General features: G+C 71.4%; 12 protein-coding genes. 11 read left to right on the plus strand and 1 reads right to left on the minus strand.

Annotated elements, in window-relative coordinates; genetic code table 11:
- The first annotated feature begins 49 nt into the window (after window positions 1-49).
- From ACQPWU_RS32105 to ACQPWU_RS32155, 11 genes are all read left to right on the plus strand, one after another.
- Window positions 50-817: a GntR family transcriptional regulator gene (locus ACQPWU_RS32105; protein WP_433428253.1), complete on the plus strand. Its 768-nt coding sequence runs from the start codon at window positions 50-52 to the stop codon at window positions 815-817.
- 21 nt (window positions 818-838) lie between these two features.
- Window positions 839-2,125 carry an extracellular solute-binding protein gene (locus tag ACQPWU_RS32110; RefSeq protein WP_433428255.1) on the plus strand — a complete coding sequence of 429 codons (1,287 nt, stop codon included), beginning with the start codon at window positions 839-841 and terminating at the stop codon, window positions 2,123-2,125.
- Window positions 2,122-3,039 carry a carbohydrate ABC transporter permease gene (locus ACQPWU_RS32115; RefSeq protein WP_433428257.1) on the plus strand — a complete coding sequence of 306 codons (918 nt, stop codon included), beginning with the start codon at window positions 2,122-2,124 and terminating at the stop codon, window positions 3,037-3,039. The genes ACQPWU_RS32110 and ACQPWU_RS32115 overlap by 4 nt, the downstream gene beginning before the upstream one ends.
- A complete protein-coding gene (locus ACQPWU_RS32120) occupies window positions 3,036-3,824 on the plus strand; it encodes a carbohydrate ABC transporter permease (RefSeq protein ID WP_433428260.1) in 789 nt (262 codons plus the stop codon). The genes ACQPWU_RS32115 and ACQPWU_RS32120 overlap by 4 nt, the downstream gene beginning before the upstream one ends.
- A complete protein-coding gene (locus ACQPWU_RS32125) occupies window positions 3,821-5,797 on the plus strand; it encodes a GH36-type glycosyl hydrolase domain-containing protein (protein ID WP_433428262.1) in 1,977 nt (658 codons plus the stop codon). Before ACQPWU_RS32120 ends, ACQPWU_RS32125 begins: the two co-directional genes overlap by 4 nt.
- Complete coding sequence (locus ACQPWU_RS32130) at window positions 5,794-6,687, plus strand: ROK family protein (protein ID WP_433428264.1); 894 nt, start codon at window positions 5,794-5,796, stop codon at window positions 6,685-6,687. Before ACQPWU_RS32125 ends, ACQPWU_RS32130 begins: the two co-directional genes overlap by 4 nt.
- Window positions 6,684-7,448 (plus strand): sugar isomerase domain-containing protein, encoded by a 765-nt coding sequence (locus ACQPWU_RS32135; RefSeq protein WP_433428266.1) that lies wholly within the window; start codon window positions 6,684-6,686, stop codon window positions 7,446-7,448. The genes ACQPWU_RS32130 and ACQPWU_RS32135 overlap by 4 nt, the downstream gene beginning before the upstream one ends.
- Entirely contained in the window at window positions 7,445-8,137 is a 693-nt protein-coding gene (locus ACQPWU_RS32140; protein WP_433428268.1) for an SDR family oxidoreductase, read from the plus strand. The genes ACQPWU_RS32135 and ACQPWU_RS32140 overlap by 4 nt, the downstream gene beginning before the upstream one ends.
- Window positions 8,134-9,357, plus strand: a complete 1,224-nt coding sequence (locus ACQPWU_RS32145) for an FAD-dependent oxidoreductase (RefSeq protein ID WP_433428270.1) — start codon at window positions 8,134-8,136, stop codon at window positions 9,355-9,357. The genes ACQPWU_RS32140 and ACQPWU_RS32145 overlap by 4 nt, the downstream gene beginning before the upstream one ends.
- Window positions 9,357-10,304: a phosphotriesterase family protein gene (locus ACQPWU_RS32150; RefSeq protein ID WP_433445343.1), complete on the plus strand. Its 948-nt coding sequence runs from the start codon at window positions 9,357-9,359 to the stop codon at window positions 10,302-10,304. Before ACQPWU_RS32145 ends, ACQPWU_RS32150 begins: the two co-directional genes overlap by 1 nt.
- Window positions 10,305-10,442: 138 nt before the next feature.
- Window positions 10,443-11,444, plus strand: coding sequence for a hypothetical protein (locus ACQPWU_RS32155; RefSeq protein ID WP_433428272.1), 1,002 nt, complete (start codon window positions 10,443-10,445; stop codon window positions 11,442-11,444).
- A gap of 2 nt (window positions 11,445-11,446) precedes the next feature.
- On the opposite strand, the gene ACQPWU_RS32160 is transcribed toward ACQPWU_RS32155, so the two are convergent.
- Window positions 11,447-12,403, minus strand: a complete 957-nt coding sequence (locus ACQPWU_RS32160) for a DUF2332 domain-containing protein (protein ID WP_433428273.1) — start codon at window positions 12,401-12,403, stop codon at window positions 11,447-11,449.
- Window positions 12,404-12,429 lie beyond the last annotated feature (26 nt).

Below are 12,429 nucleotides of genomic sequence, written 5' to 3' on the forward strand. Positions count from 1 at the left end.
CCGCCGAACGTAAAAGATACGGTCGTCCGTACAACTTAGGCGGGGAAGCATGACCGACTGGGAACGCAGGCTGGCACTCGACCCCTCAGCCGCGGTGCCGCTCTACTACCAGCTGCGAGAGCGCCTGCGGGCGGTGATCCGCGATTGCGAGCCCGGCACGATGATTCCCGCCGAGAAGGACCTGATGGTCTACGCGGGCGTGAGCAGGGCGACGGCCCGGCGGGCGATCGGCGACCTCGTGCAGGAAGGGCTCCTGGTCGCCAGGCAAGGGAGCGGGACCTACACCGCCCCGCTGGCCGTGACCCCGGAGCTGGGATCGCGGCCGGTCGGGTTCACCGAGACGATGGCACGGCTGGGCCGCAAGCCCACGACGCAGGTGCTCAAAGCCTGCCTCCAGCACGCTGGGCCCGATGTCGCCGTCGCGCTCGGCGTGCGCGAGCGCCAGGAGGTCGTCTTCGTCGAGCGGCTGCGCCTGCTCGACGGCGTGCCGTGCATGCTCGAGAGCGCCCACCTGCCGGTCGAGCTGGTCCCCGGCATCCTCGACGAGGACCTCACCGGCTCCCTGTACGACCTGCTGCGCACCAAGTACGGCCTCACCCCCGCCAGCGGCCGGGAGACGATCGGCGCGGTCAACGCCGACTACCGGCTCGCCGAGCTGCTGCGCGTGCCCATGGCCGCGGCGCTGCTGGCCACCGCGCGCAGCACGTGCGCCGAGAGCGGGATCGCCCTCGAGTACACCATCCGCCACGCTCGCGGCGACCTCACGGTGTTCTCCGTGGAGCTCAACGACGCCAAGAACGCTCTCATGGGTCAGTAACCCCGTACCGGGAGGTCGCGCATGACCAGGTTGTCCCGCCGTGCCCTGCTCAGAACCGCCACGCTCGCGACGGCTTCCGGCCTGCTCGCCGCCTGCGGCTCGGACCCGGCCCCCACGGTCCCCGCCGACGGGGTGCCTCGCGGGAAGCTCTCCGTCTGGCTGCACCAGACCAAAGCGTACGACAAGGTGTTCAACCCGCTGCTCCACAGCTACGTGCAGGAGTTCGGCGGCGTGGACATCACCCCCTTGTACGTGCCGGTCGACAAGCTCGACGCCAAGCTGCTGACCGCGTTCGCCGGCGACGTCCCGCCCGACCTGTTCAAGATCGGCGGCTGGACCATCCCGGGCCACGCGCGCAAGGGCAGGCTCGCCCCGATCATCCCCAAGGCCATGGGCGTGGCCGACGAGAAGGCGCTGGTGCAGGCGTACGACGAGCACGCGATCGGCTCGCTGTCCTACGACGGCAAGCTGTACGGCGTCCCCATCGACTACACGATCTGCTACCTCTACTACCGCAGGGACAGGTTCGCCGAAGCCGGGCTCGACCCGGACAAGCCGCCCACCACCTGGGAGGAGGTCGCCGAGTACAGCAAGCGGCTGACCTCGGCCGACGGCAAGAAGGTGGGCCTGCAGTGGATCCTGGGCAACCCGCAGTGGACGCTGATGCAGCTGCTCGCCCTGGTCAAGGGCAAGGGCGGCGCGATACTCAGCCCCGACGCCGCCCAGGCCACGCTCGCCACGGACGCCGGGGTCGCGGCGCTGCGCTACTACGGCAGCCTGGGCAACCCCAAGCTGTCGAACCCGTTATCCGGTTTCGGGCTCTTCGCCACTGGCCAGGCCGCCATGCTGGTGTCCGGGCTGTTCGCGATGGACCTGTTCCCGACGCTGAACCCCAAGCTGACGTTCGGCAAGGCCTTCGACATCGCGCCGATGCCGCGCTGGGAGTCGGGCCGGCCCGTCGCGCCCGCCTACACCTGGGGCTGGGCGGTCGCCGAGAAGTCCCGGCTCCAGTACACCGCCTGGCACTTCATCGACTATCTCCAGCGCGAGGACGTCGCCGCCACGCAGCTCAAGGACGCGAGCCTGCTCACCCCGGTCAAGGGCTGGGAGAAGCTGCCCGGAGCCGACCAGAAGGCCATCGACATCATGGCCGCCTCCGCCCCGTACGCCGACTTCGGCCCGCAGACGCCGGTCTGGAACGAGATGGCCAAAGCGCTGACCGACGCCGCCGACGCGGTGGCCTACGGCAAGAAGACGCCCGAGCAGGCCGCGGCCGACTTCGACCAGGCGATGCGGATCGCCCTATGACGCTGTCGCTGGAGATCGCACCGCGCGTCGCGCGGGTGTCGGGCAAGGGGCAGCGGTGCGCCGAGGCACGCACCGGCGGCCTGCTGGCGCTCCCCGCCGCCGTGTACTTCCTGCTCTTCTGGCTCGTGCCGTTCGTCTCGGCCGTCTACCTCAGCTTCACCAGCTACGATCTGGCCGGCGCGCCGGAGTGGACGGGCCTGGGCAACTACCGCAGGATGCTGGCCGACCCCGGCTTCTGGAACTCGGCCAAGGTCACCGCCGTCTACACCGTCGCGTCCGTGGTCCCGTCGATCGTGCTCGGGCTGGCGATAGCCGTGCCGCTGAGCAAGCCGGGCCGCTACAACGCCTTCCTCCGGGCGCTGGTCATGATCCCGGCCGCGATGCCGCTGGTGGCCACCTCGCTGACATGGTCAGTGATCTTCGCCGACAAGGGGCTGGCGAACACGCTGATCGGGCTGGCCGGCGTGGAGCCCAGGCCGTGGCTGACCGACGAGGGGCTCGCGCTCTGGGCCCTGGTGATCATGACGACGTGGAAGCACCTCGGCCTGTTCGTGATCATCCTGACCGCGGGCCTCCAGGGGCTGCCACCGGGCGTCTTCGAGGCCGCCGCGCTCGACGGTGCGGGACCATTACGGATCTTCTACCGCATCACGCTGCCGCTGCTGCGCCGCACGCTGCTGTTCGTGCTGGTCATCGCGGTGGTCGGGGCGATGCAGTCGTTCGTGCCCGCCTTCCTGCTGACGAAGGGCGGCCCGGCCGGCGCGACCGAGGTGCTGCCGCTCTACCTGTGGGCGACCGGCTTCACGTTCGAGCGCATGGGCTACGCGTCGGCGATCGCGATGGTGCTGCTCGTGGCCATGCTGGCGCTCTCGCTCGCGCAGTTCCGCGTACTGCGGGGAGGCGATGACCAATGAAGGTCGTGCTCACGCTGGTCGTGGCGGTCATGCTGCTGCCGGTGTACGCGATGCTCGCCGTCTCCTCGGCCTCGGACGCGAACGACCTGGGCGGGCTGTCGTTCGACGTCTCCCAGCTCGGCTCGCACGTGGCGCAGCTGTTCGGCCAGGGCGGCTTCCCGCTCTACCTGCGCAACAGCCTGATCCTCGCGTTCGGCGTTGCGGTGCTCGAGGTGGTCCTCTCCTCCGCCGCCGGGTACGCGCTCGCGCAGCTCCGCTTCCCCGGCAGCCGCGCGCTGTTCGCGATGATCGTGGGCACGCTGTCGTTGTCGCCGATCGTGGTGCTGGTGCCGATGTACCTCGTCGTCAAGGCGCTGGGCTGGATCGACACCTTCCAGGGCATGATCGTGCCGTTCATGATGAGCGCCTTCGGGGTGTTCCTGGTCCGCCAGTTCGCCCTGGCGCTGCCGCGCGAGCTGCTGCTGTCGGCGCGGGTGGACGGGGCGAGCGAGCTGCGCATCTTCGTCCGCGTCGGTGTCCCCCTGCTACGGCCCGCGCTGCTGACGCTCTTCCTCCTGCAGTTCCTCGCGCAGTGGGACAACCTGCTCTGGCCGCTCATCGTGGCCAACGATCCAGGGCTGTGGCCGCTGCCCGTGGGGCTGTCGCAGCTCCAGACCGAGTACGACTTCAGCATCGGCCTGGTCAGCACCGCCGCGCTGATCACGGCGGTGCCCCCGCTGGCGCTGATGTTCCTGCTGCAGCGCTACTACGTCGCGGGGCTGACGCTGGGAGGGCTGCGGAAATGAGCTCGTACGGGGAGTGGACGATGGCCTACGGCCTGCCCGCGTTCGCGTACACGCTGGACCAGGAGCGGGACCCGCGCGCCGAGTGGGACCCCGTGCTGGACCCGCCCACGCGGCGGCACTTCGCGCACGTGGGCAACCGGCGGATCACGCTGGTGTCGGACAACTACGGGCTGAGCGACCTGTTCGACGAGCACACGGGCCTGCTGTGGCTCACTCGGGGCGCCGGCGTGACCAGAGTCGGCGGGCTTTTCACTGATATTTCGGGATCTGAGCGGGTCTTTGGGCCCACCTTCGCCATCGTCCGGGTGGCAGACGAGCGGGTGTCTCTGGAGCGCGCCGTCCTCTGCCCGGAGGGCGACCAGCCGTGGGTGCTGATCCGGCTGCGGGTGCGCAACCTGCTCGATTCGCCGGTACGGCTGGAGCTGACCGAGGAATGGGAGGTCAGAGCAGCCAGGGTCGAGCTCATCACCGGCGCCGTGGACGCGGACGATCCCGGGCTCGAGCTGGAGCTGTCCGGCGGGTCAAGGACGCGGTCCGGGCGGCTGGAGGTGCCGCTGGAGCTGGGGGCGGGCGAGGAGCGGGTACTGGACTTCCGCTACGGGCTGCTCGGTTCCGCACCCTGGACGGCGACGTTCGAGGAGAGTCTGGAGGCCCTGCGCGCCCGGCTGCCGCGCGCGTCCGCCGCACGAGCACCCGAGGCCGGGCGCGAGATCCCCTGGCACGCCGCCCTGCTCACCGGGGCGGCCTGCGCCGACGGCGTGCTCGGCGGCCACACCCTCGACCAGGGATCCTGCTACTCCTTCAGGCACGGCTTCAACGGCGCCGCCCGCGACCCCCTCCAGCACGCCCTCCCGCTCGTCTACATCGAGCCCGACCTGGCGCTGTCCGTGCTGCGCAACACGTGCGCATGGGGCGGGCCCGACGGCGACCTGCCCTATGCGCTCGGACCGGACAAGCAGCCCTGGACCGGCCTGTTCCGCCCGTCGGACCAGAACCTGTGGGCCCTGTGGCTGGCCGCCGAGTACCTGAGCGCGACGGGCGACGAGGCCGCCTTCCACGCGAAGGTGCCCTACCACCCGGTCCACGAGGCCCCCGAGGTGCCGCTGCACGAGAACCTGCGCAGGCAGTTCAGGTTCCTCACCGACGCGGTCGGACGCGGCGAGCACGGGCACATCCGCATGCTCAACGCCGACTGGAACGACATGGCGATCACCGAGAGCGGCGTGCCCCGCGAGGTGATGATCGCGCAGGGCGAGTCCGTCCTGAACTCCGCCATGGCCGCCTGGGTCCTGCCGCGCTACGCGACGCTGGCCGAGCGCCTCGGCGACGACGCGACCGCCGCCGAGGCCCGCAAGCTGGGCGAGGAGCTGCGCGAGCTGGTCGCGGGCGAGTGGAACGGCCGCTGGTACCGCCGCGCGTACGGCCCGGGAACCGTCGTCGGCGACGACGATCTGTGGCTGGAAGTGCAACCTTGGGCCATTCTGTGCGGCGCCGCCCCGCCTGAGCGGGCCGTGGAGCTTCTGCGCACGATCGAGTGCACCTCCGCCGCCGATTCCCCTTTGGGCGCGCGGCTGCGCTGGCCCGTGCGCGACGAGTACGGCCCGGGCGGGGTCGGCACAATCTGGTACGCGATCAACATGACGCTCGTCTGGGCCGCCGCCGGGCACCTCCCCGAGCTGGCCTGGGACTGGTGGCGGCGGATGACGCTGGCCGCGCACACGACCGCCTACCCGGACGTCTGGGAAGGCACGCTGTCGGGCCCCGACGCCTACCTGGCGCCCGAGACCGGCCGTCCCGGACGTACGTGGGACCTGGCCGACGTGGGCGTGGCCATGCAGGCGTACCCGGTCGCGAACCTGCACAGCCACTCCCAGCCGCTACTGGCCTACCTGCGGCTGCTCGGCGTCGAGCCCTTCCGGCGGCCGCGCGGCGGCGCCCGTTTCGCCTCCCGGGTGCTGGAGGTCGGGCCGTGACCCTGCTCGGGATCGACGTCGGCGGCACGTACACTAAATGGGTACTGATGGAGGGGGCCGTGGTCGCCGGCTCGGGCACCGTCCCCACACCGCCCGGCCCCGATGAGACGGTGAAGCTGGCGGCCTCGCTGGCCCCGCGCGCCGAGTCCATCGGGATCGGGCTCCCGGGGCACGTGGACCGTGACACCGGAACCGCGCTGTTCGTCCCGAATCCTCCGGGTGACTGGGACGGCTACCCCGTGGGCGCCCGGCTGCGGGCGCTGGTCGGGGTCCCGGTCTCCGTCGTCAACGACGCCCGCGCGTTCGCGCTCGCCGAGCTGGAGCTGGGCGCGGCCCGCGGGCTGGCCGACGTGCTGTTCGCCGTGCTCGGCACCGGCGTGGGCGGGGCCGTGGCGCTGCGCGGAGACGTCCTGGTCGGGCCGCGCGACAACCTCGGCGAGATCGGGCACGTCACGGTCGCTCCCTGGGGTCCGGCCTGCTGCTGCGGCAACCGGGGCTGCGTGGAGACGTTCGCCGCCGGGCCGGGGATCGTGCGGGCCTTCGGCTCGGGCACGGCGAAGATCACAGCGGCGAAGATCACAGCGGCGGAGATCACGGCGGCGGCGGTCGCCGAGGCGGCCAGGGCGGGCGACGGCCGGGCGGCCAAGGTGTTCGAGCGGGCCGGGTGGGCGCTCGGCGTGGCGCTGGGCGACGCGGCCTCGTTCTTCGGCGTCGGCTCGGTGGTCGTGGGCGGCGGCGTGTCCGGCGCGCTCGATCTCATGCGCCCCGCCCTGCATGCCGAACTCGCACGGAGACGACCGTTGATCGGCGACATCGCGGTACTGCCCGCCGTACTCGGCCCGCTGGCCGGGGCCATCGGCGCCGCGCTCTATGGGAGGAGATCTGGATGAAGTGGATAAGCCGCGCCATGGAACTGCTCGGCGAGATCCAGCGGACACAGGAGGAGGCCCTTGCCGAAGCCGCTCGCATCGCCTCCAAGGCCATCCTCGGCGGAGGAGTCGTGCACACGTTCGGCACCGGGCATTCGCGGATGGGTGTGGAGGAGATGTTCCCCCGCTACGGCTCCTATCCCGGCTTCCACCCCATCGTGGACCTGTCCACGACGTTCTACACCCAGGTGGCCGGCTCGAACGGGATGCGGCAGGCCATGTTCATCGAACGCGTCGAAGGGCTGGCCGACGCCATCCTGGCCAACTTCGAGCTGCGGCCGAGCGACGCGGCCATCGTGTTCAGCGTCAGCGGGCTCAACGCCGTGCCCATCGAGATGGCGATGGGCCTGCGCAAGGCGGGTCTGCCCGTCGTGGCCGTGACCTCGATGAACGAGACCATGGCCGTCGAGCCGGGTCACCCGAGCGGGACCCGGCTCGCCGACCACGCCGACGTGGTGATCGACCTGCGCACCCCGGTCGGCGACGCGCTGTGCCAGGTCGAAGGACTGGCCGAGCCGGTCGGGCCCGGCAGCACGCTGGCAGCCGTCTCCGTGGTCAACGAGATCAAGGTCCGCACGGCCGAGCTGCTCGTCGCGGGCGGCTGGACGCCGCCGGTCATCTCCAGCGCCAAGCTCGTCGGCGCTCCCCGCTCCGACGAGCTGTTCGAGGCCGCCTACCTCGAACACGCCCGCCGCGCCGCCGCCGTGCTCAGGAAGCCATGAGCGCCGTGCTGGTGGCCGGATCGGACGGCGGCATCGGCCGCGCCTGCGTGGAGGCGGTCGAGGCATCCGGTACGAGTGCGTACGGCGTGGACCTCTCCGACGGCGTCGACATCACGGCGCCAGGCGGGGTCGAGAAGGCCTTGGCCCAGGCCCAGGCCCTGCACGGGCGGCTCGCCGGCGTCGTGCACGCGGTCGGCATGTCCGGCAGGCGGCTCGGCGACGGCGGCGTGGCCGAATGCACCGACGAGGCCTGGCACGAGGTGCACCGGGTCAACCACGAGTCGGTGTTCCGGCTGCTGCGTGCGGCGATCCCGGCGCTGCCCGACGGCGGGTCGATCGTGGTGATCGGCTCGGCGCTCGGCACGTCGATCGACGACGACTTCCGCACGGTCGCCTACGCCTCGGCGAAGGGCGCGCTGATCCCGCTGATCAGGACCGCCGCCCGGGAGGCCGCGCCGCGTGGCGTGCGGGTCAACCTGGTCTCGGCGGGTCTCGTGGCCACGCCGATGAGCCTTCGAGCGCGTACGTCCGCTTCCGTCCAGGCCAGGCTGCCGTCGCTGATGCCGCTCGGCGCGTCACCCTGCCTGCCGGAGGAGGTCGCGCAGGCCGTGCTGTGGCTGCTCTCGCCGGCGTCGGGGCGCACCACGGGCGCGGTCATCCCCGTCGACGGAGGGTGGCATCTGCGGTGAACGTCCTGTGGGAAGGCGACGTGGTCGTCGCGGGCGGCGGCAGCGCCGGTTGCGCCGCGGCCGTCGCGGCGGTGCGGGCCGGCGCGTCGTGCCTGCTGGTGGAGCCCGCGGGCTTTCTCGGCGGCACCGGTGTCGCCGTGCTCGACACGTTCTACGGCTTCTACGCCCCGGGCCCTGTTTCGCGGCGCGTCGTCGGCGGGATCGGCTGGGAGGTGTGCGAACGGCTCTTCTCGGCCGGAGCCGCCTTCGAGCGGCCCAACACGTACGGGGCCGGCACCGGCGTCACGTACGAGCCGGAGGAGCTCAAGCTCGTCTGGGACGCGCTCACCTCGGACGCCGGCGTGCTGCTGCACGCGCGGGTGTGCGAGTACGTGCCGGGCGCCGGGGCCGAGGTGGAGACGGTGGCGGGCAGGTTCCTGGTCAAGGCCCGGGTGGTCGTGGACGCGACGGGCGACGGCGAGGTGGCGTGGCGGGCCGGGGCCACGCTGGAGCGCCCCGGCATGCGGTCGCAGCCGATGACGGCCACGTTCCGGCTGGGCGGGGTGGACCTGTCCGCCACCAGCACGGCCGAGCTGCACGCGCTGATGGCCGACGCCGACCTGCCCAGGCGCGAGGGCTCGGTGCACAGGACCGTCCACGACGGGATCGTGCACACCAACCTGACCCGGGTGACCGGGCTCGACCCGACCGACCCGTTCGAGCTGTCGCGTGCCGAACGTGAGGGACGTGCGCAGGTGCGCGAATATGTGCGCTTCCTGCGCGCCAAAGTGCCCGGGTATGAGTCGGCGGTGCTGTTGGGCACTTCCGTGCGGATCGGCGTGCGGGAGTCGCGGCGGCTCGTCGGGCGATATGTCCTGACTTCTGATGATGTATTGGCGGGGAGGGATTTTCCCGACACGATCGCCCGGTGCGGCGCGCCCATCGAGGACCACGCCGCGGGGTCGGCCACCCGATGGGAGTACGTGCACGACTACGGGACCTATGGGATCCCGTACCGGTGCCTGCTGCCGGTCGAGGTCGACGGGCTGATCGTCGCGGGGCGGTGCCTGTCGGCCACGCACGACGCCCATGCCTCGGCCCGGTCGATGGGGCAGTGCATGGCGATGGGACAGGCGGCCGGGACGGCCGCGGCGCTGGCCGCACAGGCCGGGGTGGAGCCCGCGGCGGTGGACGTGGACCTGCTGCGCGCCCGGCTACGCGAGGAAGGAGCGCTTTTGTGATGGTTCGCACGGTGCTGGGGGACGTCGAGGAGCTCGGCGTGACCTATGCGCATGAGCACCTCTTCATGACCGGTGACTGGCCCGTCCGCAACGAACCCGACTATCGGCTGGACTCCCTGGACGCGGCCGTCGCCGAGGTGGCGGCGGCGCAGCGGCTCGGGCTGTCCGCGGTGGTCGAGATGACGCCATTGGGGTTCGGGCGGAGCCCGTCGCTGATGAAGGCGCTGGCCGAGCGGACCGGGCTGCACGTGATCGCGGTGACCGGCTTCCACAAGAGCACCTACTACAGCGACGCCCACTGGCTCCATCGCTACTCCCCCGGCGAGATCGCCGAGCTGCTGGTGGCCGAGATCGAGCTCGGCATGGACGAGTACGGGCTGGTCGGTCCGCTGGTCCGGCGGTCGTCCGCCCGCGCGGGAGCCATCAAGATCGCGACCTCGTACCACTCGTTCGGGCGCGGAGTGGAGCGGCTGGTCGGCGCCGTGGCCGCCGCCGCCCTCCGCACCGGCGTGCCGGTCGTCACCCACTGCGACAAGGGCACGATGGGGCACGAACTGCTGGACGCGCTGTCGGCCTGCGGTGTGGAGGCCGATCAGGTGGTACTCGGGCACATCGACCACAACCCCGACGCCGGATATCTCACCTCATTGGCGGAGAGGGGGGCGTACCTGGCTTTCGACCGCCCCGGGCGGATCAAGTACGGGCCGGACAGCGAGATCGTCGCGCTCGTCGCCGAACTGGCCGGGTGCGGGCTGGGGCATCGGCTGCTGTTCGGCATGGACCTGGCCCGGCGCTCGTACTGGCCCGGGCTGGGTGGCGGGCCGGGGCTGACGTACCTGCTGGAGCGGTTCGTGCCGCGGCTGGAGGCGGCGGGGCTCGGCGAGGTGGCCAAGTCGGCGCTGATCGCCAACCCGCGCGCCGCCTTCGCGCTTCGCCCCTGCCGTTAGAGGTCAATTTGTACGGATGACCGAAACTCTCGTCTTTGGGGCGTGTCACCAACCTTCTCGTTATCGCCCGGGCCGGGGCTGAACCCGGGCGGACGGCGATCACGTACTTCCGGGCAATCAACCTCCCGGAGACCTGCCATGCCTGTCCGCCCCTTACTTGTCGTGCTCGTCGCACTCGCCCTGCCCGCCACCGCCTGCAGCTCCGGCAGACAGGCCGCGTCCTCGTTCGGCAGCCCCCCGGCCTCGACAGCGCCGTCCGCGCCGCGCGGCGTCGTGACCGTCGCCGAGGCCAAGGCCGTCTTCGACCAGTGGGAGAAGGCGGAGAAGGAGGCCGACCGGCAGGGCGGTACGGACTGGACGGCGGCGGAGGCCGGCCTGGCCGCGGAGATCAGCACCGTCCAGCGCAAGATAAGCAAAATGCTCGGCGAGAGCTCACAAAAGCCCTGGAAGGCCGCCGTCAAACCGCGATTCGCCATACCGGGGAAGGTGTCCGGCGCGCCATGGTTCATGGTCGAGTACGGCCGCAAAGGCGCCTCCGGCTGGTGGCAGGCGATCTTGCAGAAGACGTCCGCCGGCTGGCGCGCGATAGCCATGTCCGTCACCACGTCCAAGTCCAGGCCGCCCGCCGCCGCGCGCGACGAGAACGGCCTGGCCACGGCGGTGGCGCCGGACGACGGCGACGCCCTCATCGCCTCCCCGCGCCAGATCGCCCAGGCCCACGCCCGCCTGCAGAGCACCTTCGGCCAGGACCGGCGTGCCCGGCAGATGTTCACGGCCAACTCTCCCGCCAGGCTCAACGGCGATGCCGGGGCCACCGATCGCAAGGCACTACAGGGCCAGTGGACCATGACGGTCCGTTCGCAGCCCACGCCGGAGATCTACGCGCTCAGGACGTCGGCCGGCGGCGCACTCGTCTGGTATGGCATCAGGCAGCAGTCCACCATGACCGCCCGCCCCGGCACCAGCTCCACGGTGGGCGTCAGCGAGCGCGTCGCCGCCGCGCTGAGCCACGGCAACCGCTTCGCCCACAAGGCCGTGTTCAAGGACGCGGGGATTTACCTCGCCGTCGTACCGAAATCACCGGGCATCGTCCACGTCCCCGGGGAGTGGTTCACCCAGATCAGCATCACCGGCTCGTGACCTCAGCCGAACCAGTCCAGGGACTGGCCGTGAGGCCCGGCGAAGGCCAGCGGCCGCCCGTCCAGCGCCAGAACGCAGACCAGGCGGTCCTGGGGCGCCGGCCGGGGAAGGCGGCGGTCCACGGACGGCAGGACACCGACCGCTTCGTTGGAGACCCAGCGGCAGGGCAGGCCCCGCATCTTCTCGGCGAAGGCCTCCCGCTGCTCGGTCGACAGGTAGGCCAGCACGGAGGTATGGAAGACCACCGGCGTGGCGTCCGCGGGGACCCTGGCGAGCAGGTCTCCGATCACCTCATTGAGATCCCCGCGTACCAGCTGCGGGGGCTCCTCCCGGGCGACGCGAACGGCGCCCCGTAGCCGCGGCAACCGTTCATGCTGCTCCGGCCAGATCAGGCACTCCAGCCATCGCATGTCCTCCGCGCTGTGCACATCGAGCGGATTGAGGTCCACGCCGGCCCGCCAGACCACCCTGGGCACGCGTTCAGGCAGCGGAACCGGCCCGTTCGTGTGGCACTCGAGCACGACCGGGCTGTCGGCGGGCCCGACCACATGCCCGTCGTCGTAGCGGTATCGGTAGCGGTCCGGATAGAGGCACAGCCCGGCCGACGCGCCGACCTCGATCAGCGCCAACGGCTGCGGCAGAGTGGCGAGGACCGGCAGCAGCACGGCGCACCGGCCCGGCTCGTTCGTCTGGGTACGGCGCTCGCTCATGGCCTGCCGTACCCGCTCCCACTCGGCCGACGTCCACGTCCGGAACGCTTGATAGTCCTCGACCGGGCCGCCGAGGAACCGCACCACTCCGAACAGCAGGTTCGGCTGCCGCTTCGGCTCGGGAAGCTCCTCGAGCAGGGCCAGCATCTCGGCGTCGTCGGCGATCCGGCCGGCGAGCATGTCATAGGCCGGGGATTGCCCGCGCGCCTCCATGGCCCCGAAGCTCCTGTACCACTCCGCAGTACTCATCGCGTCCTCCCTCATGACGATCATGA

Origin of the sequence: Nonomuraea sp. CA-141351, from assembly GCF_050944675.1 — a bacterium.
GTDB lineage: Bacteria > Actinomycetota > Actinomycetes > Streptosporangiales > Streptosporangiaceae > Nonomuraea.